This window comes from Corynebacterium sp. FDAARGOS 1242, from assembly GCF_016889985.1.
Lineage (GTDB): Bacteria > Actinomycetota > Actinomycetes > Mycobacteriales > Mycobacteriaceae > Corynebacterium > Corynebacterium minutissimum_B.
The window spans coordinates 864,612-889,946 of sequence record NZ_CP069568.1; the positions used below are offsets into that span (position 1 = coordinate 864,612).

At 59.2% G+C, this 25,335-nt stretch carries 21 protein-coding genes; 18 read left to right on the forward strand and 3 right to left on the reverse strand.

Translation table 11 applies throughout. The annotated features are described in order from the left end of the window. Window position 1: 1 nt before the first annotated feature. From I6J72_RS04135 to I6J72_RS04145, 3 genes are all read right to left on the reverse strand, one after another. Window positions 2-2,188, reverse strand: coding sequence for an AAA family ATPase (locus tag I6J72_RS04135; protein ID WP_204100425.1), 2,187 nt, complete (start codon window positions 2,186-2,188; stop codon window positions 2-4). A gap of 195 nt (window positions 2,189-2,383) precedes the next feature. Beyond that, window positions 2,384-3,307 carry a DoxX family protein gene (locus tag I6J72_RS04140; RefSeq protein ID WP_204100023.1) on the reverse strand — a complete coding sequence of 308 codons (924 nt, stop codon included), beginning with the start codon at window positions 3,305-3,307 and terminating at the stop codon, window positions 2,384-2,386. 72 nt (window positions 3,308-3,379) lie between these two features. Continuing rightward, window positions 3,380-3,982: an MBL fold metallo-hydrolase gene (locus I6J72_RS04145; RefSeq protein ID WP_204100024.1), complete on the reverse strand. Its 603-nt coding sequence runs from the start codon at window positions 3,980-3,982 to the stop codon at window positions 3,380-3,382. A 76-nt stretch (window positions 3,983-4,058) separates the two neighbouring features. Between I6J72_RS04145 and uvrA the strand changes: the two genes are divergently transcribed. The 18 genes from uvrA (at window position 4,059) to argH (ending at window position 25,229) form a co-directional block, all read left to right on the forward strand. After that, window positions 4,059-6,896 carry an excinuclease ABC subunit UvrA gene (uvrA, locus tag I6J72_RS04150; RefSeq protein ID WP_204100025.1) on the forward strand — a complete coding sequence of 946 codons (2,838 nt, stop codon included), beginning with the start codon at window positions 4,059-4,061 and terminating at the stop codon, window positions 6,894-6,896. Continuing rightward, the gene (locus tag I6J72_RS04155; protein WP_204100026.1) at window positions 6,893-7,969 is read left to right on the forward strand and encodes an S-adenosylmethionine synthetase; all 1,077 of its coding nucleotides are present in this window, start codon (window positions 6,893-6,895) and stop codon (window positions 7,967-7,969) included. The genes uvrA and I6J72_RS04155 overlap by 4 nt, the downstream gene beginning before the upstream one ends. Window positions 7,970-8,235: 266 nt before the next feature. After that, window positions 8,236-8,757, forward strand: a complete 522-nt coding sequence (gene infC / locus I6J72_RS04160) for a translation initiation factor IF-3 (RefSeq protein WP_082013933.1) — start codon at window positions 8,236-8,238, stop codon at window positions 8,755-8,757. A 36-nt stretch (window positions 8,758-8,793) separates the two neighbouring features. Continuing rightward, entirely contained in the window at window positions 8,794-8,988 is a 195-nt protein-coding gene (rpmI, locus tag I6J72_RS04165) for a 50S ribosomal protein L35 (protein WP_039675593.1), read from the forward strand. A gap of 55 nt (window positions 8,989-9,043) precedes the next feature. After that, the gene (rplT, locus tag I6J72_RS04170; RefSeq protein ID WP_039675591.1) at window positions 9,044-9,427 is read left to right on the forward strand and encodes a 50S ribosomal protein L20; all 384 of its coding nucleotides are present in this window, start codon (window positions 9,044-9,046) and stop codon (window positions 9,425-9,427) included. Window positions 9,428-9,640: 213 nt separating this feature from the next. After that, a complete protein-coding gene (locus tag I6J72_RS04175; RefSeq protein WP_204100027.1) occupies window positions 9,641-11,305 on the forward strand; it encodes an alkaline phosphatase in 1,665 nt (554 codons plus the stop codon). A gap of 132 nt (window positions 11,306-11,437) precedes the next feature. After that, complete coding sequence (locus tag I6J72_RS04180) at window positions 11,438-12,238, forward strand: RNA methyltransferase (RefSeq protein WP_204100028.1); 801 nt, start codon at window positions 11,438-11,440, stop codon at window positions 12,236-12,238. Between the two features lie 97 nt (window positions 12,239-12,335). Beyond that, window positions 12,336-13,382 (forward strand): phenylalanine--tRNA ligase subunit alpha, encoded by a 1,047-nt coding sequence (gene pheS, locus I6J72_RS04185; RefSeq protein WP_204100029.1) that lies wholly within the window; start codon window positions 12,336-12,338, stop codon window positions 13,380-13,382. Between the two features lie 27 nt (window positions 13,383-13,409). Further along, entirely contained in the window at window positions 13,410-15,932 is a 2,523-nt protein-coding gene (pheT, locus tag I6J72_RS04190; protein ID WP_204100030.1) for a phenylalanine--tRNA ligase subunit beta, read from the forward strand. A 151-nt stretch (window positions 15,933-16,083) separates the two neighbouring features. After that, window positions 16,084-16,536: a hypothetical protein gene (locus I6J72_RS04195; protein WP_204100031.1), complete on the forward strand. Its 453-nt coding sequence runs from the start codon at window positions 16,084-16,086 to the stop codon at window positions 16,534-16,536. A 177-nt stretch (window positions 16,537-16,713) separates the two neighbouring features. Continuing rightward, on the forward strand, window positions 16,714-17,757 hold the full coding sequence (gene argC / locus I6J72_RS04200; protein ID WP_204100032.1) for an N-acetyl-gamma-glutamyl-phosphate reductase: 1,044 nt from the start codon (window positions 16,714-16,716) through the stop codon (window positions 17,755-17,757). A gap of 54 nt (window positions 17,758-17,811) precedes the next feature. After that, window positions 17,812-18,969, forward strand: a complete 1,158-nt coding sequence (gene argJ, locus I6J72_RS04205; protein WP_204100033.1) for a bifunctional glutamate N-acetyltransferase/amino-acid acetyltransferase ArgJ — start codon at window positions 17,812-17,814, stop codon at window positions 18,967-18,969. A gap of 20 nt (window positions 18,970-18,989) precedes the next feature. Beyond that, a complete protein-coding gene (gene argB, locus I6J72_RS04210) occupies window positions 18,990-19,925 on the forward strand; it encodes an acetylglutamate kinase (protein ID WP_204100034.1) in 936 nt (311 codons plus the stop codon). Continuing rightward, the gene (locus I6J72_RS04215) at window positions 19,922-21,100 is read left to right on the forward strand and encodes an acetylornithine transaminase (RefSeq protein ID WP_204100035.1); all 1,179 of its coding nucleotides are present in this window, start codon (window positions 19,922-19,924) and stop codon (window positions 21,098-21,100) included. Before argB ends, I6J72_RS04215 begins: the two co-directional genes overlap by 4 nt. Further along, window positions 21,097-22,014 carry an ornithine carbamoyltransferase gene (gene argF / locus I6J72_RS04220; RefSeq protein ID WP_204100036.1) on the forward strand — a complete coding sequence of 306 codons (918 nt, stop codon included), beginning with the start codon at window positions 21,097-21,099 and terminating at the stop codon, window positions 22,012-22,014. The genes I6J72_RS04215 and argF overlap by 4 nt, the downstream gene beginning before the upstream one ends. 5 nt (window positions 22,015-22,019) lie before the next feature. Further along, on the forward strand, window positions 22,020-22,505 hold the full coding sequence (locus I6J72_RS04225; RefSeq protein WP_115022293.1) for an arginine repressor: 486 nt from the start codon (window positions 22,020-22,022) through the stop codon (window positions 22,503-22,505). Window positions 22,506-22,582: 77 nt separating this feature from the next. Beyond that, window positions 22,583-23,797, forward strand: coding sequence for an argininosuccinate synthase (locus I6J72_RS04230; RefSeq protein ID WP_070670097.1), 1,215 nt, complete (start codon window positions 22,583-22,585; stop codon window positions 23,795-23,797). A gap of 7 nt (window positions 23,798-23,804) precedes the next feature. Then, window positions 23,805-25,229 carry an argininosuccinate lyase gene (gene argH / locus I6J72_RS04235; RefSeq protein ID WP_204100037.1) on the forward strand — a complete coding sequence of 475 codons (1,425 nt, stop codon included), beginning with the start codon at window positions 23,805-23,807 and terminating at the stop codon, window positions 25,227-25,229. Window positions 25,230-25,335 lie beyond the last annotated feature (106 nt).

Below are 25,335 nucleotides of genomic sequence, written 5' to 3' on the forward strand. Positions count from 1 at the left end.
ATTATCGGAAAACCTCCGAGTAGCGGCCAGAGATGGTCAATGACTGCGTTGCGCGCGTTATCGCCACATAGAGGTTGTGTACTCCTTGGGGCGAGGCTGCCACGATGTCATCGGGATGCACTACTTCGACGTGGTCAAACTCGAGGCCTTTGATGTCCTCCACAGTGTCCGCGGTGATCACGGCATGCAAGCGGCCTTGAGCGTCCGTAAACGTTCCCGGCGTGTTTTGTACTGTATCCGCACTCGTTACCCCGCGGTGCCAGATGACGTCGACGCCATCGCGCACCGCAATACTCGGTGTGGCATCCGGGTTGATCTCTTCCAACAGCTGATTTGCTAGCTCCGTGATGGGGCGTGGGGTGCGGTAATTGACCGTGAGGCCGTGTTGTCGGAAGCGATCGCCCACAAACGGCTCGAGCGTTTCTGCCCACTCATCGACCCCTGCTGGGGATCCGGTCTGAGAGGTATCGCCCACGAGCGTCATCCACCGCGACGGGCTGCGGCGGAAGATCATGCGCCACTCCATGGGGGTGAGCTCCTGTGCTTCGTCGACAATGACGTGGCCATAGGCCCAGGTGTAGTCCTCACGGGCTCGCTGCGCAGTCGTACGAGAATCACGCACCTCCTGGCGGCGGGCGAGATGCTCGGCATCGATGACGTCGTGTGCGGAGAGAATCTCCGCCTCGAACATGTCATCATCGTTGTCTGTCGAATCAGAGGAGCTCAAAATGTCGAGTGCATCCTCGGCTTCGGCGACCTGTTCACGCCACTGCTTGTCTTCGGCAGCGCGTGCAGCCTCCGGGTCCGGCATTCCGATAAGAACCGCGAGTTCGTCGAGAAGCGCCGCGTCCGACGATGTCCACGCGGTGCCGTCCTCACGGTAGAGAGCCTCACGGGTTTCATCATCATACGCGCTAGCAGCAGAGTCTATACGGGCAGTGCTGCTAAGCAACGTGGCAAGGACCTCCGTGGGGGACAGGTGCGGCCAGTACTCCTCGATAAGTTCCGCGATGAGTGGCTCTTCAGCCAAATCGTCGTGGAGCTGGTCCACGTCCGCGCGGGAGAGCAGGTTCTCCCCACCCAGCGGATCCGCGCCGATGCGCTCCGCCATGTGCTGCGCCAAGGATTCGATGAGATGCTCAGCAAAAGCTCCTTGGGCGTCGTTATGGGGCTTGCGGGAGCGTCGGGCGCGGGTACGAGCCGCCTTGACCATGTCGGCGGTAACGGTGAGCTCAAGGCCATCGATGTCGACAGTACGAGGTTCGTCCGGAAGACGCTGGTAATCCTTGACGGCGTTCGACAGAATCTCTGCCATAGCCTCAGAACCCTTGATCTCGCGTGCCAGCAAAGACTCCGAGTGGGTCGCGTCGATTCCAGGGAAGAGGGACGCAATAGTGGAGAGCACGACACCGGTTTCACCAAGTTCCGGCAGCACCCGGGAGATATAGTCGAGGAACGTGGAGTTGGGACCCACGATGAGCACACCAGTAGCGGCGAGCTGTTCGCGGTAGGTGTACAGCAGATACGCCGCGCGGTGGAGCGCCACCGCCGTCTTGCCGGTGCCCGGACCGCCTTCGACGACCATGACGCCACGAGTGTTATCGCGGATGATTTCATCCTGTTCACGTTGGATGGTCTCCACGATGGATGGCATGTGCCCGGTGCGGGCGCGTTGCATGACGTGGTGTAGAGCGGATTCGCTGGCAACATCGCTCCGTTCAATGCCGGCTTCGCCTTCCAAAACCTCATCGTTAATGCCGGTGACGGTCCGGCCGGTCGTGCGGATATGACGGCGCACGTGCACGCCCTCTGGGTGCGCGGTGGTGGCGAGGTAGAAGGGGCGGGCCATCGGTGCGCGCCAGTCCAGAAGAAGCGTGCGATAGTCCTCTTCGCGGGCATCAAGACCCATGCGGCCGATATAGCGGCGATCCAGGCCTTCCGGTGTGGGGTTATCACCAGGCGCATCGATGTCGATGCGGCCGAACACGAGGCCGAGTTGAGCGACGTTGAGCCGGTCGAGCTTCGCTTGCAGACCGTGATATTCCGTTTCGCGGCGCACTAGAGCATCTGCATCTGGCGTATGCGGGTCCACAGCTGCCTGTACCTCGTTGAGGCGCTCATTCGCTGTCTGCACCTCGTTGTCGAGCCGTGCAAAGAGACTATCGATATAAGACTGCTCGGCGCACATCTCGGTGTGAGTGGCAGAGGAAGATTCAGACACAAGGCTCCTTGGATGCGTACGACGGCTTCTCGTGGAACAGAGGCACAGAGAGGGACATGAAAAAAGACAACGGCCCAGCATACTCGCTGAGCCGTTGTCCTCTCTACCGCAACGAGAAGTGCAGTGTTTGTGCGGAGACTATCCGCAGCTTAGGCGTGACGTTTAGAAACGGTCACCAAACTTCTTGAAGGCCTTGTCCAACTTCTTGGTGGCTTCCTTCTGCAGCTTGTCAGCACGCTTACGCGCCTTCTTCTGTGCACGCTTGCTGTCGACGGAGTCGACCTGGGCCAGGGCAGCATCAGCGCGGTCTTGAGCCTTGCCAGCGGCCTTCACCAAACCCTTGCGAGCAGTTTCGGTGTTCTCACGAGCGGCATTGAGCCAGTCGTCCTTGTTGTCATCGAAGAACTCACGAGCGGTTTCCGCGGTTTCTTCGACGAAGGAGCGGGCGTTATCGAGGAAGTCGCGGCCGGTGGACTCCCAGTCATCACGGTTGTCCTCGACATAATCCTTGGCGGTTTCGAACCAGTCATTGGCCTTAGAAGTCACTTCAGAGGAAATGTCGCTGGCACGGTTGGACACGTCCTCGGCGAACTTTTGCTGCTCAGACTTACCCGGCAGCGCGGCCTGAATCTTCTTATTGGCGCGCTCGGAGGCCTTGGCGGTGCGCCAGCGCAGGGAAGGCTTGCCCTCGGTGTCCTGGGTGACGATGGCCAGCGCGCCAAGCAGTGCAGTGTTGGTGAGGAAACTAGTGCGCTTGGATTCCTTCTCTTCCTTGGAATCAGCGGACCAAAAAGCATTACCGGTGAGGTTCGGCACGTGGGTCAACGCCAACACAGCAGCCGATGTGCGCGGAGCCTTACCCAGAGCCAGGGTGGTACCGGCAGCAGTCTTGGCGCCTCCCAGCGCGCGGGTAACGAGCTCCGGATCATTGGGGATGTAGCCTGCGTACTCTCGGGGCAGCACCTTGCGAAGGCGCTTGAGCACGGACTCGGTGTCCGCGACGTGCTCCGAGGTGTTGCGGAGGGTATCCACACCATCCCAGACAAACACGGAGGCCAGCATAGGACGGGCGAGCTTACGAATCATGACGTGCTCCATTCATTAGATATGTAAAGACGTTCGCCACACTATAGTACGCGGATTAAACAACAATCGCTGTTACCATCGGCGCTCCCACCACTCTTCCAAGTGCGGGCGCTCTGCGCCCAGGGTGGTGGAGTCTCCATGCCCGGGACGGACAATTGCCTCGTCCGGGTAGACATCAAAAATCCTTTGGGTGACATCCTTGTACAGACGCACGAAGTCTCCCTCCGACGTCGTCTTTCCTACGCCGCCAGGGAAGAGCGAATCGCCAACGAAAAGGTTCGTTACGCCATCGATCTCAACGGCAATCGCGGCGCCACCGGGGGTATGGCCCCGGAGTATGAGGACGGGGAACTCGTGCCCGGCGAAGGGAAGGGTGTCGCCGTGCTCCAGTTCGACGTCGACAGGCGCCGGCAAAGCTGGGGAGTCAAGGAAAGATGCGTAGTGAGTCGCCCCAGTCTTGTCCAAGACCTCTTCCAGAGCGCGGACATGGTCCCAATGACGGTGCGTGGTCAGTACAGCGGTGATGGTGACCCCGTGATCTTCAGCGAGGGAGAGGAGTGCGGGGGCGTCCGCTGAGGCGTCGATAAGCAACGCCTCATTTCCTGCACAGAGCAGGTAACACTGGTTGTCCATCTCGGAAACGGAAATTTTATGAAGTTCAACCGCGTTGTTCATGTACCCCACCTTACGGGTAGATTCTGATCGAGAACTCCCATAGCCAACATTCTCTTGTGTAGGAAGGCAACAATCAGTGGCTGATCGTTTGGTCGTACGAGGCGCACGCGAGCACAACCTCAAGGGCGTGGATATCGATATCCCGCGCGACAAGCTCGTGGTGTTTACCGGCTTGTCTGGCTCAGGCAAGTCCTCCCTGGCCTTCGACACCATTTTTGCCGAAGGCCAGCGCCGCTACGTGGAGTCCTTGAGCTCTTATGCGCGCATGTTCTTGGGACAGATGGATAAACCGGATGTCGAGTTTATTGATGGATTGTCCCCGGCAGTCTCCATTGACCAAAAATCCACCAACCACAATCCGCGTTCCACCGTCGGTACGATTACGGAAATCTATGACTACCTGCGCCTACTCTTCTCTCGTGCGGGCACGCCACACTGTCCGGAGTGTGACGCGGTTATTGAGCGCCAAACCCCGCAGCAAATCGTGGACGAGGTTTTAGGCCACGAGGAAAAGCTGAAGTTCCAGGTTCTGGCACCCGTGGTGCGCCACCGCAAGGGCGAGTTTGTGGACTTGTTTAAGGACTTAGCGGCGCAGGGTTACTCCCGCGTGCGTGTCGACGGTGAGCTGCATCAATTGAGCAATCCGCCCAAGCTCAAGAAGCAAATCAAGCACGATATCGACGTTGTGGTGGACCGACTGCAAGTCAAGGCTTCTCAGAAGCAGCGCCTTACGGACTCGGTAGAAACGGCGCTGCGGCTTGCTGAAGGCCTCGTGACACTCGACTTCGTCGACCGCGAAGAGCTGACTCACACGTACTCGGAAAAGGCTGCCTGCCCGAATGGCCACACCCTGACCGTGGAAGAGTACGAGCCGCGCGCCTTTTCCTTTAACGCTCCTTTTGGATCCTGCCCGGACTGTGATGGCCTAGGCACGCGCCTTGAGGTGGACGTTGACCTGCTTATCCCGGACCCGGATGCCCCAGCGGTGGAGGCTATTCAACCGTGGACCTCGAGCCCGAATTCGCGCTATTTTGTCAAGCTGGTGGAAGGGCTGGGTAAGACCCTAGGCTTCGATCCGAAAACTCCAGTTTCGGAGCTCACGAAGGAGCAGCGTCACGCACTGATCTACGGATCCGACGTCGAAGTGACGGTGCGCTACAAGAACCGCTACGGCCGCCAGCGTAACTGGAGCGCACCATTCGAAGGCGCGATTGGCTTCCTAGAGCGCAAATTGGAACAGACGGATTCCGAATCGCAGAAGGACCGCCTGTTGCAATACACGCGCCGGGTGCCGTGCCCGACCTGTGGTGGTACCCGTCTGAAGCCCGAGATTCTTGCTGTGCGCTTGGCCTCCACTGCGCATGGTGAGCAGTCCATCGCTGGTTTGAGCGCGCTGTCTATCGAAGACGCCGCTGAGTTCCTCGACTCGCTGGTGCTTGGTCACCGGGAGGAAATCATTGCCGGTGCTGTGCTCAAGGAGATTCAGGCCCGTCTGCGGTTCCTGCTTGACGTGGGCTTGAACTACCTCACGTTGGACCGCGGCGCCTCGACGCTCTCTGGCGGTGAGGCGCAGCGTATCCGCCTGGCCACCCAGATTGGTTCGGGCCTAGCAGGAGTGCTCTACGTGCTGGATGAGCCGTCTATTGGCCTGCATCAGCGCGATAATCAGCGTCTCATTAAGACCCTCAAACGCTTGCGCGATATCGGCAACACCCTCATCGTGGTTGAGCACGACGAGGACACCATTCGGGAGGCGGATTGGCTGGTTGACGTCGGACCCCGTGCCGGTGAGTTTGGCGGGCAAGTGGTGTATCAAGGCGAACCTGCCGGCATTGAGAAGGTGGAGGAGTCTCTCACCGGCCAGTATCTCTCCGGGCAGAAAGTGCTCGCCGTACCGGAATCACGCCGTGCGATTGACCGTGACCGCATGCTCAAGGTGGTTGGTGCACGCGAGAATAACCTGAAGGGGATTGACGTGGAGATCCCGCTGGGCGTCCTTGTGTGCGTCACAGGTGTGTCTGGCTCGGGCAAGTCCACGGTGGTCAACCAGATTCTGGCCAAGACCCTCGCGAACAAGCTCAACCGTGCCCGTCAGGTACCAGGCCGCGCCAAGCGCGTGGAAGGTACTGAACACCTGGATAAGTTGGTGCAGGTGGATCAGAGCCCCATTGGCCGTACTCCGCGTTCCAACCCGGCGACGTATACGGGTGTCTTTGACAAGATTCGTAACCTCTTCGCTGAGACCCAAGAGGCCAAGGTCCGTGGCTACAAGCCGGGACGGTTCTCCTTCAACGTCAAGGGCGGGCGCTGCGAGGCTTGCCAGGGTGACGGCACCATCAAGATTGAGATGAACTTCTTGCCGGACGTGTACGTGCCGTGTGAGGTTTGCCAGGGCGCACGCTACAACCGTGAGACCCTCGAGGTTCTCTACAAGGGCAAGAACATTGCCGAGGTCCTCGACATGCCCATTACGGAGGCGGCCGAGTTCTTCGAACCGATCACCTCTATCCACCGTTACCTCAACACCTTGGTCGAGGTTGGATTGGGCTATGTGCGCCTGGGACAGGCAGCCACGACTTTGTCGGGTGGTGAAGCACAGCGCGTGAAGCTTGCCTCTGAGCTTCAAAAACGCACGAAGGGCCGCACGGTTTACATCCTTGATGAGCCCACTACTGGTTTGCACTTCGAGGACATTCGCAAGCTGATGCTCGTTATCCAAAGCCTCGTCGACAAGGGCAATTCAGTCATCATCATCGAGCACAACCTCGATGTCATCAAGGCTGCTGACTGGATTGTTGACATGGGGCCGGAGGGTGGCTCCGGCGGCGGCACTGTCGTGGCTCAAGGTACCCCCGAAGATGTTGCCAAGGTTGAAGGTTCCTACACCGGCAGCTTCCTCAAGGAGGTTTTGTGACCTTCGAAGGAACGGAACGCGGCCGACGCCTCGGCGCCGCGCTGCTGACCGTATGCCTGGCTACGGGCGCGACGGTTAGCGGTTGCTCCAAGCCAGCGGAGAACTCACTAAGCGCTGAAGTAACCTCAGTGCGGGGAGCGAAGGGGTCAGATCAAGCCTCCGATTATGACCTGAAAGCTGCTTTGCGCAACGTGATCAACGAAGTTGAAAGCGAGTACAAGGAGTACGACATCCGGGCTGGTGTCGCTGTGGCCGATAACGCTGGCGTGGTGCAGGCAGGATTGCCAGGGGAGGAGCCGACATGGTCCACGGTCAAGGTGCCGATTGCTATCGCGGCGCTGCGCGACGGCGCAAGCCCCGACCTTGTGGACTTGGCCATCAAAGAATCGGACAATGATGCTGCCTACGCGTTGTGGTCCCACGTGCAATGGAATGAGGGCGATGTCAGCAGTGCGCTGAAGGAACTTCTGGATGATTATGGCTCCACTGGTGAGCTGGAGGAGCCATTTGGATATTCGCGTTGGTTGCTCAAGGACCAAGCCGTGTTTGGCTCACACCTGCCGTGCATACCAGAGGCTGAATACGTCTACGAGGCCATGGATGAGATCGTGGCGTGGCAGGACAATGGTTTGGACAAGCTGCCCAATACTCGTGCCAAAGGTGGCTGGGGACTATCTGAGGAAGACAACGGCTATACGCACCGCCAGGTAGGTGTGCGCGATACCGGTAACGGCGGCTCGATTGGCCTTGCCATCGAAGTCACCATGCCCGGTGCGAGTGCAGAGAAGGCCATTCCCGCCTTAAACGTCTTGGCGGCCGGCGTGGATCGTGCCGTTACCGAGGCCCTTGAAGGGGGAGCACTCACTCCCGTTAAGGACTGCGAGCCGAAGGTTGAGACTTCCGCGAGCGTTACGACGAGCAGCACAGCAACAGTGGGTGGATCCGCGGCGACGACTAGCTCTGCCTCGACACGAAGGACGGCGACCAGCGGGGTACCGACCAGCTCCACGTCCGCACGTAGCACCGCTATGAGCGCGCCGACACGCACTTCAACACCGCGATTTGGTTCTTAACTCTGCGGGTGTTACTGTTATGGGCACTACCGCCCGTAGCGCCTCCTCCAGGAGGTACTTGGGCCGCAAGCGGAGTTTCTCCCACCCGAAGCCGCGTTGCACATGAGATTACATTCAGTGTGAGCGCAGGATAAAGGTAAAAGAGTAGGCACCACGACAGTGGTGCGTGCTTGTTAGAGACTCCCGGTTGCCAGTGGCACCCGGGATTTATTCGTTTGTGGTCACGGTAGGCGCACTACTAGCCCCCACAATCGAGGAGAACCACAATCAGCGCTGAAGCTCGCATTAATGAGCGCATCCGAGTACCCGAGGTCCGTCTTGTTGGCCCCGGTGGTGAACAGGTGGGCATCGTCCGCACTGACGATGCTCGCAAGCTCGCATACGAAGCCGACCTTGACTTGGTCGAGGTGGCACCGAACGCGAAGCCGCCCGTAGCCAAAATCATGGATTACGGCAAGTTTAAGTACGAGCAGGCTCAAAAGGCCCGCGAGTCCCGTAAGAACCAGCAGCAAACTGTGGTGAAGGAACAGAAGTTCCGTCCGAAGATTGATGATCACGATTACGAGACCAAAAAGGGCAACGTGGTGCGCTTCCTGGAGAAGGGTTCCAAGGTCAAGGTGACCATCATGTTCCGAGGCCGTGAGCAATCGCGTCCGGAACTTGGTTTCCGCCTGTTGGAGCGTTTGGCTGACGACGTCGCAGAGATCGGCGTTGTGGAGTCGCGCCCCAAGCAGGATGGTCGCAACATGACCATGGTCCTGGGACCTGTCCGCAAAGGCAAGAAGTAGACCACGCTCCACTTAGGATTTAAGGATTTAATTCTCATGAAGCAGAAGACTCACAAGGGCACCGCCAAGCGCATCAAGGTGACCGGCTCCGGCAAGCTGCGCCGCGAGCAGGCTAACCGCCGCCACCTCCTCGAGGGCAAGCCGTCCAAGCGTACCCGTCGCCTGAAGGGCACCGAGGACGTTGCCAAGGCAGACACCAAGCGCATCAAGCGCCTCCTCGGCCGCGCATAGTCAGCGCCGAGCTCCCCTCCCCACACACTCACAATCAAGATAAGGAAGTATTACTGTGGCACGAGTAAAGCGCTCAGTTAACGCCAAGAAGAAGCGCCGCGCGATCCTGAAGTCCGCCAAGGGCTACCGTGGCCAGCGTTCCCGCCTCTACCGCAAGGCTAAGGAGCAGTGGCTGCACTCCATGACTTACGCTTACCGCGATCGTCGCGCCCGTAAGTCTGAGTTCCGCAAGCTGTGGATCCAGCGCATCAACGCTGCTGCTCGTATGAACGACATCACCTACAACCGTCTCATCCACGGCCTGCGCCTGGCTGAGATCGAGGTCGACCGCAAGATGCTCGCCGAGCTCGCTGTCAACGACTTCGAGGCTTTCTCCGCTCTGTGTGAGGCTGCTAAGGCCGCACTGCCGGAGGACGTCAACGCTCCGAAGGCTGCCTAAGCGCCTAACGTAGAAGCGTTATTGAGCCCACCGCTCCCATCGTCGGGAGTTGGTGGGCTTTTGCGTTGCACGGTGAGGGGAGCGGCGGGGTGGACGAGCAGTTTTCTATTTATTCATCTCTTATAAATAGTCAGGATGCTGGGCGGTCAGAAACAAAAACTAGTGTGTCGTGTGTTCATTGTCCTCCTATGTTTTACAAGGAATCTTTCACTGATGACACTCTCGCGTCTTGCCACCGCCGCCGTGGCTGTTGTTACTACTGCGTCCGTCGCATCCTTGGGCGTTAGCCCCGCGTGTGCTGCGGAAAGTAGACACAGTGGTCCCAAGAACATCATCTACATGATCGGCGATGGCATGGGCTATGGCCACTTGGCACTCACCAACCTCTATGAGACTGGCCAGTCCAAGTATCTCGTTGATGGCGCTTTTGGCGATGAAAACCTGAAGGAAATGGATGGCGAACCTGTCCAGTCCTACGAGGAATTCAACCGTTTGTCTATGGCCACCTTCCCAATGGGAGGCTCCTATGACCCGGAGCAGGCGTGGAAGACCCATGAGTACGTCATGGAGGGAAAGATTACGGATTCGGCCGCGGCCGGCAGTGCGATGGCTACCGGTGTGAAGACAAACAATGGAATCCTTGGCATGTCGCACTACGGCATGAAGGAAGAAAACATGTCCGAGCGCGCCAAGAAGCAAGGCAAGTCTGCTGGCGTTGTCTCCTCGGTCGCCTACTCTGAAGCCACACCTGCTGCATGGGCCGCACACAATATGGATCGCGACAAGCTGCAGGACATCACCAAGGAGATGCTGAACAGTGATCTTGACCTCGTGATGGCGGCCGGCCACCCCTTCTACAACAATGACCACGAGAAGCTCGATACTCCGGACTACAGCTTTATCTACGAGGAGGATTACGCCAAGCTCTCTGAGGGCAAGCTGGACTGGAACTACTTCGAATCCAACGATGAATTCAAGAGCATGGTCAATGGTGATGTCGAACCAGACAAGAAGTACTGGGGCATCGCACAGGTAGGCTCCACCCTTCAGAATTCCCGCACGGGCGAGGCAGAGGCACCCTATTCGGATGAGCTCAACGATGTCGTTGATCTCCCCACCATGACCACGGGCGCCCTTAATGCCCTGGGCCAAGACGAGGATGGTTTCTCTGTCATGATTGAGGGCGGCGCCATCGACTGGGCCGGTCACGGCAACAACCCAGTCCGCGATATCGAAGAGACCCAGGACTTCAACAAGGCTGTCGATGCGGCCATCGAGTGGGTAGAGAAGAACTCCTCCTGGGAGGAGACCTTGCTCATCGTGACCGCTGACCATGAAACCGGCTACCTTTCTGGTCCTAATGAGGTGCCGACGGAGAAGAACCCGCAGGCCGATAACAAGTTCAACGCCATGGAAGGTGCCAAGGACGAGGTTGCCCGTCACGGCTGGTACTCCGGTCAGCACACCAACCAGCTCGTCCCATTCTTCTTCAAGGGCGCTGGTGCCGAGGACATCAAGGCACATGCTGCTGGAACTGACCCGGTGCGTGGTGACTTCATTGACAACACCACGGTGGCCAATCTGGTCTTTGATGAGTGGTGGACCAATGACGCTGCCAAGCCGAGCGAGGATTCCACGACGGAGCAATCTCCTCAGCCCGCACCGTCTGAAGACAACAAGCCCTCCGAGCCCTCCAAGGAGCCAAAGCCAGGGAAGGATGCTGGAAGCAGCAAGAACTTCGGTGCCGGTGTGGCAACAGGCATGGGAATCCTTGCCGCTGTTGTAGCCGCACTCGCTGCGTTTGCGCAGCAGACAGGCTTGGTTAACGTCAACGTAAAGGCACTGACACAACTGGCTCAGCGCGTCGGTTTGCGCTAAGCCTGACGTGTGATTGCACAGGGGGGACGGTTCTCGGCACCGTCCCCCTTCCTCATTCCCAGTGCTCTTGCGCAGTCCAGGCGAGCAGAGAAGGACTTTTCAATGCCAAGGTCGGTGGGTACCGTCAAAGCTATGGAACTAGATTTCTCGTCCGCGTTTACTGAACGCACCCCACGCGTGGTCAACGCCGCCAAACTACACCGCGCAGCCAACCGAAGGAAGGCTGATCGTTTCATCATTGAAGGCGAAAACGCTGTGGACGCAGCCGTGTCTACGGGGGCGGCGACGGATGTCTTCGTGACGGAGAAGGCCGCAGAACGCTTCGCACACATCGTGACCACGTGCAGCTACATGGATGTGTACGTGCATCCGATTACTGACAAAGCTGCGAAACACCTCTCGGATACGGCGACGAGCACTGGACTCTTTGCAGTGTGCCGCCCAGTTCTGTGGACCGCAGGCAAAATTCTGGCGGGAAAGCCCAAGCTCGTATCTGTTCCGGTGCTAACCTCCGAGCCCGGCAACGCGGGAACTCTCATTAGAACTTCTGATGCCATGGGCGCTGATGGAGTTATCTTTGCCGGTGAAACGGTGGATCCTTTAGGTTGCAAGGTAGCGCGCGCTTCAGCAGGTTCGCTCTTCCACATTCCTGTAGCCCGTGACCCCAACATCAAGGACGTGCTGGGTAAACTACGTGCTTCCGGGATGCAGGTGCTAGCTACGGCTGCCGATGGCGAGGTAGACCTAGCTGATGCAGACCTGTCACAGCCCACGGCGTGGCTGTTTGGCAACGAAGCGCATGGTTTGGGGGATCTCAAGGATGAGGCGGACATGCGCGTGCGCATTCCCATCCTCGGCCGCGCTGAGTCTTTGAACCTTGCTACGGCAGCCAGCATCTGCCTCTACGAGTCCGCCAAGCAGCAGGCAAACTAGCCTCGTTATCGCAGGAGGGCTGGTGGCCACACGAGTCAGGCAGCACGGTAAGATGGCTGCCGTTAGTTTTCGTGCGAGAAGAAGGTAATTTAGGCACGTGTCCGACACACCTCAGATCGAATTGACCGAAGAGGCCCTCGAGGCAGCCGCGCAGAAGGCCATCGCCGCCTTTGAAGCTGCACATGACCTTGAGGAGCTCACCGCTGCCCGCCGCGAGCACCTCGGAGACAGCGGCTATATTCCGCAGGCCCGACAGTCCTTAGGGCAACTGCCCAAGGATCAGCGCAAGGATGCTGGCCGCGCGGTGAACATGGCCCGCGGCAAGGTAGAGAAGTCCTTTTCACAGATTCGTGAAGTCCTTGAGCAGCAGGCCCGCGCCGCCCAGCTCAAGGCGGAGAAGGTTGACGTCACGATTCCGACGACCCGCGCGCAGACCGGTGCGCTCCACCCCATTACCGCGTTGTCCGAGCGCATCGCCGACATCTTCGTGGGCATGGGATGGGAAATCGCTGACGGCCCCGAGGTGGAAGCCGAGTACTTTAATTTCGATGCTTTGAACTTCAAGCCGGACCACCCAGCTCGTACGTTGCAGGACACCTTCCACGTGGGCCAGGAAGGTTCCAAGCAGGTGCTGCGCACGCACACTTCTCCGGTGCAGGTACGGACCATGTTGGAGCGCGATGTACCCCTCTACATTGCTTGCCCGGGCCGTGTTTTCCGCACTGATGAGCTGGATGCTACCCACACTCCGGTCTTCCACCAGGTGGAGGGCCTTGCCGTGGATAAGGGCCTGACTATGGCGCACCTGCGTGGGACCCTGGAGCACTTGGCCAAGGTCCTCTTCGGCCCGGAGACCACCACTCGCATGCGCGTGAACTACTTCCCGTTCACTGAGCCCTCCGCTGAGGTTGACGTGTGGTTCCCCAACAAGAAGGGCGGCGCCGGCTGGATTGAGTGGGGCGGCTGCGGCATGGTCAACCCCAACGTGCTGCGTGCCGTGGGCATCGACCCGGAGGAATACACCGGCTTCGCCTTCGGCATGGGACTGGAGCGTACATTGCAGTTCCGCAATGGTTTGACCGATATGCGCGACATGGTCGAAGGCGATGTCCGCTTCACCCTGCCCTTCGGTGTGCAGGCATAAGAACCCAGAAAGGATAGAGAAGAAACAATGCTTATTTCCCAAGACTGGGTCACCCGCATCCTAGGCTCCGCACATTCTGGTTGGACCGTGTCTTCTGAGGAGCTCGATTCCGGCTTCGTCCGCGTGGGCTTTGAAACCGAAGGTTACGAAGCCCTCCCGGAAACGACCGGTCCGCTTGTCATTGGCCAGGTTGTCGAGATTGAAGAACTTACCCAGTTCAAGAAACCAATCCGTTACTGCCAGGTCAACGTTGGCCAGGCAAACGGCACTGGTGAGTTGCAGGGCATTATCTGTGGTGCCCGCAATTTCCGTCTCAATGACTATGTCGTGGTCTCCCTCCCAGGAGCTGAGCTGCCGGGTGGCTTTAAAATTGCCGCACGTGAGACCTACGACCACATCTCGAATGGCATGATGTGTTCCGCCGCCGAGCTCGGTTTCGGCCCGAAGGCTGATGGCATCATAGTCCTTGGTGATGAGGTCGCGGACAAGGTAGGGCAGGACGCCCGCCCGATTATCGGCTTGGCTGACACCGTCTTCGACGTCAACATCACCCCGGACCGCGGTTATGCGCTGTCCGCCCGTGGCCTTAGCCGTGAAATTGCCTCGGCCTTCGATCTCACCTTCCCGGACGTGGTTCAGGACCCGAGCGTGGCCGGTGTTGATACCGCGGCAGTTCCGGAGGCGCAGGGCACGCTTATCGACGTTGACCTGCGCGACGAGACCAAGGCCCAACGTTTTGGCCTGCGCAAGGTGTCAAACATCGATCCGACTGCCCGCACTCCGTTCTGGATGGAGCGCGAGCTTATGTTGTCCGGTCAGCGCAGTGTCAACGTTGCCACCGACGTCACTAACTACGTCATGCTGCTCCTTGGTGCCCCGATGCATGCCTTCGACGCCAACGTCGTGAGCGGAGATCTTGTGGTCCGCAATGCTGCGGAAGGGGAGAAGTTCGAAACACTCGACCACGTCACACGCGAGCTGTCCGCCGGTGATGTGGTGATTTGCGATGACAACGGTATCCAGTCCCTGGCTGGTGTGATGGGTGGAACGACCTCCGAGGTCTCCGATGCGACCACGGACGTCTACTTCGAGTCCGCTATCTGGGATCCGATTACTGTGGCCCGTACCTCGCGTCGCCACAAGCTGTCGTCGGAGGCCTCCCGCCGCTTCGAGCGTGGTGTTGACCCCGCCATTGTGGAGATCGCCCTCGACGTAGCCTGCGCGTTGCTGCAACAGATCGCCGGTGGCACTATCGAAGCCGGCCGCACGCTCGTGGGGGACATCGCCAAGCGCGAGCCCATTACCCTACGTACCACCAAGCCCAGCGAGTACGCCGGTGTGGAGTACTCCCGCGAGACCGTCGTGACGCGTCTTGAGGAGGTCGGTTGCACTGTCATCGATAACGGTGAGACCCTCGAGGTCAGTCCAGCGACGTGGCGCACCGACATTGGCATGGACGTGGACCTCATCGAGGAAATTCTGCGTCTTGAGGGCTTGGAGGATATTCCCACCGTTCTTCCTACCCCGGCAGGTGGTCGCGGATTAACCCCAGCACAAAAGCGCCGCCGCGCCATCGGCCACGGCCTGGCTTATGCAGGTTATGCCGAAGTGCTGCCGTCACCGTTCGTCGCCAACGACACCTTTGATACGTGGGGTCTGGATAAGGACGATGCTCGCCGTCGGACCGTTGCCGTTCAGAACCCACTGGAAGCAGACAAGGCAGTGCTGTCCACAACTCTGCTGCCCAACATGCTGGAGGCGATTGCCCGCAACGTTGCCCGTGGTCGCCATGACCTTGCGCTCTTTGGTCTCCAACAGGTGGCCTTTAAGCGCGCAGAAGCCTCGCCGATGCCGTCGGTCGAATCTCGCCCGTCTGACGAGGTTGTGGCTGAGCTGCTGGATACCTTGCCGGAGCAACCGCTGCACGTGGCAACGGTGGCCACCGGCAATATTGAGCACGAGGGGCCGTGGGGAGCAGGACGTGCCTACAGCTATGCCGATGCCATCGAGTCCGCCCGCCAGGTGGCTCGTGCCGCTGGCGTCGATGTAACTGTGAAGGCAGCGGAGCAACTGCCGTGGCACCCGGGCCGCTGTGCGGCCATCGTGGTGGCCGGACAAGACGGTGAAGAGAACATCGTAGGCTACGCAGGTGAGCTGCACCCGCAGGTCCTTGAGGCGCTTGAGCTTCCGGCGCGTACTTGTGCCATGGAGCTTGACGTCACCGCATTGCCTCTGGATGAGAAGTTCCCGGCACCGGTACTGTCCTCGTTCCCGGCGCTGCATCAGGACATTGCTCTGGTCGTAGACGAGGAGACCCCTGCCGAGCAGGTTCGCCTTGTGGTCGAAGAGGGTGCCGGCGAGCTTCTAGAATCTGTGGAGCTCTTCGATGTCTTCCGTGGCGAGCAGCTTGGTGAGGGCAAAAAGTCTCTGGCGTTCCAGCTGCTCTTCCGTGCCGGTGACCGCACGCTGACGGATGATGAGGTTAACGAGCACCGTCTTGCCGCTGCTGAGCTGGCAAAGCAGCGCTTGGGTGCTGAGATGCGCGCCTAACGCTTAACCCTAGCGGCTGGTATGGGGCGGCCGGGAGAAACGCAGAGGACACGGTAGGTCGGGGAGCGATCCCCTTCCCGTGGCGCTGGTGTGGGCTGGGCCATAAGCTAAGCGGCACAGCGTTTCCCACACTGAAAGGATTATCCTCGCTATGCGATTTGTTTCTCGTCTTGCCGCCACTGCCGCAATCGGCGGTGCTTTGGCTGTAGCGCCATTGGCCTCAGCCAACCCCACACACGGCTTTTCAAACGCCGATGGCACAGTAACCTGCGATGCCACCAACGTTAACGGCACCTACATCAGCTGCCTTTCCTCTGGTGCACGAGAAACCCGTCCAGAGTGCAACCCGCCGAACGAGTTGGTTCCACAGTTCAGCTACTACGCCGGCCGTTCTCACGCCGGATGCTGGAACCAAGGCATGGTGGCTGAACAGTTCAAACACCTGCAGCCGGGCCAGATTCACCAGTTCAACGAGGTGACCGTCGTGGCCGATAACCAGGGCGGCCTGCACTTTGTGGGTCCCAAGGGCTACTTGGGTTACGCTGGCAAGAAGGCGGTCTCGGGCCCTGAAGGTATGGGCTCCATCTCCTCCCGCGCCTTCTAAGTCGCCCCTTATACATTCCCTATCCCTTTTCGACTTTCCTTTCCTTCACCAACACCCGGAAAGATCCACGCTCAAAGTGGTGATTTCCGGGTGTTGGTGATCTTAAGATGAGATAAACAGGGATCCGATTCTCTGAATAACATACGGTCCACTGCATTATTTGCTAGGGTGAGCTCCATGACTATTTCAGTAGCAATCGCAGGAGCCACAGGGTACGCAGGCGGTGAAATCCTGCGCCTGTTGCTCTCTCACCCGGCCTATCTCTCCGGCGAACTGCGTATCGGCACACTTGCCGGGCATTCCAACGCGGGGCAACACGTGTCTGAACTCATGCCGCATCTGCCTCAGTTGGCAGACCGCGTCATTGAGGACACCACGCCAGAATCTCTCGCCGGACACGACATCGTATTCCTCGGCCTGCCCCATGGTCACTCAGCAGAGATTGGCAGGCAGCTAGGGGAGTCCGTCACTGTGATCGACTGTGCAGCGGATTTCCGGCTGCGCAATAAAGCTGATTGGGATGCCTACTACGGCGGAGACTATGCCGGCTCATGGCCATATGGCATACCGGAGGTCCCCGGCAACCGTGAGAAACTTCAGGGCAGCAACCGAGTTGCAGTGCCGGGGTGTTTCCCCACCGCGATAACCCTAGGCGCCTTGCCAGCAGTGGCGAAGAAGCTCATTGAGCCAGAGCTTTCCATCATCGCGATTACGGGCGTTTCCGGAGCTGGAAAGAAGGCGTCAGTTGCCCAGCTGGGCGCGGAAACCATGGGAAACCTCAAAGCCTATAAGCCTGGAGGAACCCATCGACACACACCCGAGGTCGTCCAGAACTTGCAGCCATTCACCGACGACACTGTATCGGTGAGCTTCACACCCGTCCTTGCCCCGCTGCCCCGCGGCATCCTGGCAACGATCACGGCGCCGCTCAAGGGGGACATCGATAAGCGCAGCGTCCATGAGGTCTTCCGTAACTATTACGCTGACGAGCCCTTCTGTCACGTGTTGGACGAAGGAAAGCAGCCGGAAACGCAGAACGTCGTCGGCACCAACATGGTTCATATCCAAGCGCACGTGGATGAGAATGCACAGCGCCTGATTATTACCGCCGCGCTGGACAATCTATGCAAAGGCACTGCGGGTGCGGCGGTTCAGTGCATGAACCTGACCCTGGGGTGGGATGAAGCCCTCGGTCTTCCGCAAGCGGCCGTGGCGCCTTAAGCCCCACCGCAAAGCCTCGAGTACTACCTCACACATAATCAAGGAGACACACTGATGATTACCACTCCCGCTGGTTTCATTGCTGGAGCAACAACTGCTGGGATTAAGCCCTCTGGCAAGCCCGATATGGCGCTCGTCATTAACCAAGGTCCCAATTATGATGCCGCAGCCGTGTTTACCCGAAACCGTGTGGTTGCCTCCCCCGTGAAGCTTTCCCGTGAGGCGGTGGCAAATGGTCAACTTCAGGCGGTCATTTATAACTCCGGAAATGCTAACGCCTGCAACGGCGTGCAGGGCGACAACGATGCTGCGGCCATGGTGGCAGCGGTATCCGAACGAACTAGCATCCCAGCGGCTGACATTGCTGCATGCTCGACGGGTCTGATTGGTGAAGTGCTGCCGATGGACAAGGTCCTGGCTGGTATTGAAGATGTGGCAGGCAACCTCGGTGCGGATAAGGCACATGGAAACGCGGCCGCGGAGGCCATCATGACGACCGATACGGTAGTCAAGGAAGCAACCTTTTCCGGCAATGGCTGGAGCATAGGTGCGATGGGCAAAGGCGTAGGTATGATGGCGCCGTCCCTCGCCACCATGTTGGTGTGCCTGACTACCGACGCTGCCGCCAGTTCACAAGCCCTGCAGTCAGCGCTGCGCAAGGCGTGTGACCTGACCTTTAATACGTTGGATGTGGATGGTTCGACCTCGACCAATGACACGGTCATCATCATGGCTTCGGGTGCATCGAGCGTCGAACCAAGTCAAGAGGAATTGGACGCTGCGGTTCTTGCTGTGTGCTCCGATATTGCGGACCAACTGCAGGCCGATGCCGAAGGCGTGACCAAGCGCGTCACGATCACGGTGGAAGGCACGGCTAATGACGAACAAGCACTCAACGCTGCGCGTACCTTAGGGCGCGACAACCTCTTCAAGTGCGCCATGTTCGGCTCTGATCCGAACTGGGGCCGCGTGCTTGCAGCAGTCGGTATGGCAAACGCTGACATGGATCCAGACAATATTTCGGTTTTCTTCAACGACCAGGCGGTGTGTCTTGGGTCTACCGGTGCCCCCGGTGCCCGCGATGTGGACCTTTCCGGGACGGATATTGATGTCCGCGTAGATCTAGGCACCGGTGGCCCAGGTTCGGCCTTCGTGCGGACTACTGACCTTTCCCACGATTACGTGGAGATCAACTCCGCGTACAGCTCGTAGAGCCCAACAGAGGAGTAGTGATGATTCAAGGATTGACGAGTGCGGACCGCGCCACTGTGCTCGCGGAAGCACTACCGTGGCTGCAGCATTACCGCGACAAAATTGTCGTGGTGAAGTACGGCGGCAACGCCATGGTGGATGAATCGTTGAAGGCAGCCTTTGCCGCTGACATGGTGTTCCTGCGCACCGTAGGAGCGAAGCCCGTCGTCGTGCACGGAGGTGGGCCGCAGATCAACGAGATGCTGGGCAAGCTGGGCATTGAGGGCGAATTCAAAGGTGGGTTCCGGGTTACCACGCCGGAAATTGTGGACGTGGTACGCATGGTGCTCTTTGGCCAGGTGGGGCGCGGTCTGGTTAATCTCATCAACTCCCATGGCCCCTATGCCGTGGGAACATCCGGTGAGGATGCTGGACTGTTTAGTGCCCGCAAGCGCCTCGTGGACGTCGATGGCGTGCCGACTGACATCGGAATGGTGGGCGAGATTGTGGACGTTAACCCCGAAGCCGTTATGGACATTATCGAAGCCGGGCGGATACCGGTGGTCTCCACTATTGCGCCCGGCCAGGATGGCGAGGTTTACAACATCAACGCGGACAGTGCAGCAGGTGCGCTAGCCACGGCATTGAGCGCGGAGCGCCTGGTCATCCTCACCAACGTGGAAGGTTTGTACACTGACTGGCCCAATCGCGATTCGCTGGTTTCCAAGATTGAGGTTGCGAAACTCAGAACCCTGCTGCCGGGACTAGATTCTGGAATGATTCCCAAAATGGAGTCCTGCCTGATGGCGGTGGAGGGCGGTGTCAATGCCTCCCATGTCATTGACGGCCGCATTGCCCACGCCGTTCTTCTGGAGCTGCTCACCATGGGCGGCATCGGAACGATGGTGCTGCCCAATGAGTATAAGCGCGAGGACTATCCCGAGGGAACGGTCTTTAGGAAGGACGATACACAGTGACTGAGCACAGGAAACTTACCGAACGGTGGGGCGAGGTTCTGAGCAACACCTACGGCACTCCGCCGGTTGCCTTGGTGTCCGGTCGCGGCTCCACAGTCACCGATGAGGACGGCAAGGACTATATCGACCTGCTGGCGGGCATCGCGGTGAGCTCATTGGGATATGCCCACCCCGCCATCGTGGAAGCAGTAAGCGGACAGGTAGCCACCCTAGGGCATGTGTCCAATCTCTTTGCCAGCCCACCTGTGGTCGAAACAGCCACCAAGCTCCTCGAGAAGCTGGGGGACAACGATGCCCGCGTGTTTTTCTCTAACTCGGGCGCTGAGGCAAACGAAGCAGCCTTTAAGCTCGCACGCCTGACTGGGCGCCGCCGCATCCTCGCAGCGCACCACGGTTTCCATGGCCGCACGATGGGGTCGCTGGCTATGACTGGTCAGCCGGGCAAGCGTAAGGCCTTCGAACCTTTTCCGGGCGGGGTGGAGTTCTACACCTATGGTGACATTAGCTACCTCACCACCTTGGTTGAGCAAGACCCAGAGAATACTGCCGCCATTGTGTTGGAGCCTATACAGGGCGAGACCGGTGTGATTCCGGCGCCTGAGGGCTTCTTGACTGCGGTGCGAGAGCTGTGTGACGAGCACGGCATCCTCATGATCGTCGACGAGGTCCAGACCGGCGTGGGACGTACCGGGGATTTCTTTGCTTTCCAACACGAGGATGTTCTCCCAGACGTAATTACTATGGCCAAGGGCTTGGGCGCTGGTATGCCGATTGGGGCCACAATTGCGCGAGGACACGCACAGGGACTATTTACCCCTGGAAGTCACGGGACCACCTTTGGGGGAAATCCGGTGTCCTGCGCGGCCGCGTCAGCGGTACTGGATTGTGTTGATGAGTCCTTCCTCAACGAGGTCACGCGGAAGGGCCAGTGGTTGGCACACGAGGTGGGAAACTCCCCGGTTGTCTCTTCTGTGCGTGGGCGAGGGCTTATGCTAGGTGTTGTATTAAATAAACCGGTGGCGAAGGAGGCTGCGGCCGTGGGATTACAGTACGGACTCATCCTCAACGCCCCGAGCAGCGAGGTCCTTCGATTGACCCCGCCGCTGGTGATTACTGATGACGAACTCGCGCAGGCAGTTGGCCGCCTGCATAAAGTATTGGAGGAAGTTGGATGAGTCCACGCCATTTCCTGGCTGATGACGACCTCACACCGCAGGAGCAGGTCGAGGTTCTTGACCTTGCCCTGAAACTCAAGCAGGACCCCTTTTCCGCGCGTCCGCTTGAGGGGCCGAAGTCGGTAGCGGTGCTGTTCGATAAGACGTCGACCCGCACGCGTTTTTCCTTCGAGGCGGGTATCGCCGCATTGGGTGGTCACGCTATCGTCACCGAAACCAAGTCCACCCAGATGGGCAAAGGTGAGACCTACCAGGACACCGCTGCGGTGCTATCCCGCTTCGTGGAGGCCATCGTGTGGCGCACCTATGCGCACCAGAATCTCCTTGACATGGCGGAAACCTCCACTGTTCCCATCGTGAATGCTCTCTCTGATGACCTGCATCCGTGCCAGATTCTGGCGGATTTGGTGACCTGCCGCGAGAACTTCGGGGACCTAGCCGGCCGCAAGGCCGTGTACTTGGGCGATGGCAACAACAACATGGCGAACTCCTACATGCTCGGCTTTGCCACCGCTGGTATGGAAATGGTCATCATTGCTCCGGAAGGTTTTCAGCCGCAGCAGCAGTTTGTTGACCGTGCACGCCAGCGCGGTGAAGTGACAGTGACAGATTCCCTCGCGGCACTTGAGGGCGCTGACGTCGTCATCACGGATACGTGGGTATCGATGGGGCAGGAGGACGATGGGAAAGATCGTCGAACCCCGTTCCTGCCATATCAGGTCAACGCTGAGGCCATGGCCCGTGCCAAAGAGGATGCTATCTTCTTGCACTGTCTGCCGGCGTACCGCGGAAATGAGGTGACTGCTGAGGTCATAGATGGCCCCCAGTCCCGTGTCTTCGACGAGGCGGAGAATCGCCTTCACGCCCAGAAGGCGCTATTGGTATGGCTTCTGGCTCACCAGGAGGAGAATTAATTCTTATGACTACAACGCCCACGACGCGTAATGCACGCCAAGCCAAGATTTTGGAGATTCTTGACCGTACCCGAGTGACCAGTCAGGTGCAGCTCTCAGAGCTGCTTCTCGACGAAGGCATTGACATCACACAAGCCACCTTGTCACGCGATCTAGATGAGCTGGGCGCCAAGAAGGTCAAGCGGGATGGGGGTCGCTCCTTCTATGTCGTGGGCGGAGAGCTGGAGCAATTCGAAGACCAGCTCAATGGTCCGAGGGAGAAGCTTCGTCGCATGCTCGACGAGCTTGTGGTTTCCCATGACTACTCGGGGAATATTGCCATGCTGCGTACGCCGGCTGGTGCTGCGCAGTACCTTGCTTCGTTCATTGATCGTGTTGGCTTGCCCGACGTCGTGGGCTGTATCGCCGGTGATGACACTATCTTTATTCTCGCGCGTGAGGACGTCGGCGGGCGCGAACTGGCGGAGAAACTTACCAGCCGCAGCATTTAACATTTATACGTAAGTCTGTATAATATAAATCTGATCGACTTCATAGCACTCTGTATGACTCGAAGGAGCAACTCACTATGACTGCACGTGTTGTGCTTGCCTACTCTGGCGGACTGGATACTTCTGTCGCTATCCCTTACCTGGCCAAGATGACCGGTGGCGAGGTGATTGCCGTGTCCCTCGACTTGGGCCAGGGCGGCGAGGACATGGAGTCCGTGCGCCAGCGTGCTCTTGACTGTGGTGCTGTCGAATCCATCGTCGTGGACGCCAAGGACGAGTTCGCCGAAGAGTACTGCCTGCCTACTATCAAGGCCAACGGTATGTACATGAAGCAGTACCCGCTGGTATCTGCCATCTCTCGCCCCCTCATTGTTAAACACCTCGTGGAGGCTGCGCAGGAACACGGCGGCACCCACGTCTCCCACGGCTGCACCGGTAAGGGCAACGATCAGGTCCGCTTTGAGGTGTCCTTCCGTGCACTCGACCCGGCGTTGGAGATCATCGCGCCGGCTCGTGACTACGCCTGGACCCGTGATAAGGCCATCGCCTTCGCCGAGGAAATTAACCTGCCGATCGAGCAGTCCGCTGCCTCTCCGTTCTCCATTGACCAGAATGTGTGGGGTCGCGCGGTCGAGACCGGCTTCCTGGAGGATCTGTGGAACCCGCCGACAAAGGACCTCTACGCCTACACCGAGCAGCCGGACCTGGGCAATGCTCCGGACGAGGTCACCATCACCTTCGACAAAGGTGTGCCGACCGCCATTGATGGCAAGCCGGTAACCGTGCTCGAAGCCATTGAGGAGCTCAACCGCCGTGCCGGTGCCCAGGGCATTGGCCGCCTCGACATGGTGGAAGACCGCCTCGTGGGCATTAAATCCCGTGAGGTCTATGAGGCCCCGGGCGCCATGGTGCTCATCAAGGCCCACGAGGCTCTCGAGGACGTCACCGTTGAGCGTGAACTGGCTCGCTACAAGCGCTTGACCGACGCCCGCTGGTCCGAAGAAGTCTACGACGGCCTGTGGTTCTCCCCGCTGAAGCGTTCGCTGGACGCCTTCACCGAATCCACCCAGGAGAATGTGACCGGCGATATCCGCATGGTCCTCCATGCAGGTACCGCCACCGTCAATGGCCGTCGTTCCGGCCAGTCGCTGTACTCCTTCGACCTGGCTACCTATGACACGGGCGATACCTTTGACCAGACCGCCGCGAAGGGCTTTGTCCAGCTGCACGGCCTATCCACCCAGATCTCTAACCAGCGTGACCGCGACGGCGGTTTCCCCACCGGTAAGTAAGGAAATAATGCACAAGACCAACGAGGGTGCCCTGTGGGGCGGCCGCTTTTCTGGTGGCCCCTCTGAGGCGATGTTCGCCCTGTCCGTATCTACCCACTTCGACTGGGTCCTTGCCCCGTATGACGTTCTGGCCTCCAAGGCCCACGCCAAGGTGCTGCATAAAGCCGGGCTGCTCTCCGACGCCGACCTGGACACCATGCTCAACGGCCTCACCGAGCTAGGGGAGAAGGTGGCCTCTGGCGAATTCGGACCGCTGCCTACCGACGAGGATGTCCACGGCGCTATGGAGCGCGGGCTTATCGACATCGTTGGGCCTGAGGTCGGCGGCCGCCTGCGCGCGGGACGCTCCCGCAACGATCAAGTGGCGACTCTATTCCGTATGTGGGTCCGTGATGCTGTACGAGACATTGCCCTTCAGGTCGCTGACTTGGTCGATGCGCTCGTTAGCCAAGCAGAGGCGCATCCGGATGCCATTATGCCGGGAAAGACACACTCCCAGGCAGCACAGCCGATTCTTCTTGCACACTCGCTGCTTGCTCATGCCCAGCCACTGCTACGCGATATTGAGCGCCTCCAGGACTTGGACAAGCGCTTGGCGGTCTCCCCGTACGGTTCAGGCGCCCTTGCGGGCTCTTCGCTGCACTTAGACCCTGAGGCTATTGCTGAGGAGCTTGGCTTCGACTCCTCAGCAGAGAACTCTCTCGACGGTACTGCCTCCCGCGACTTCGCGTCGGAGACTGCCTTCGTCCTTACCCAGATTGCCGTCGACATGTCTCGCCTTTCGGAGGAGATCATTTACTGGTGTACCCCGGAGTACGGCTACGTCACTCTGGATGATGCCTGGTCTACGGGTTCGTCGATCATGCCGCAGAAGAAGAACCCGGATGTTCCGGAGCTGATCCGTGGCAAGACAGGACGTCTCATTGGCAACCTCACCGGATTGCTCTCCACATTGAAGGCACAGCCTCTGGCTTACAACCGCGACCTGCAGGAAGATAAGGAACCCATCGTGGATTCCGTGGCGCAGCTTAACCTGCTGCTGCCGGCTATGACGGGCCTCGTCTCGACGTTGACATTCCACGAAGAGCGCATGCGTGAGCTCGCACCGCGAGGTTTTACGCTAGCCACCGACTTGGCTGAGTGGATGGTGCGCCAGGGCGTGCCTTTCCGCGAAGCTCACGAGGCTTCCGGCGCCTGCGTCCAGCTGGCGGAAGCCCGCGGCGTGGACTTGGTGGATCTCACGGATGAGGAGCTGCAGGGCGTCGACAAGCGCCTGCTCCCCGAAGTCCGCGATGTGCTCACCATTGATGGGGCAGTGGCATCGCGCGCTACCAAGGGCGGCACCGCCGGTGTACGTGTAGCCGAACAGCGCGAGCGGGTCAAGGAGCTTTCCGCTGAAGCTCGTGACTGGGCAACAACGCCGCTGCGCTAGGCACAACAGTTTCTGCAACCGCATGGTCTCAGGGCCATGCGGTTCGTGTATTGGGGGACTTTTGTGGGGGTGAGTGCGTGTGAAGTTCAGCGGTGGTGCCCGCCAC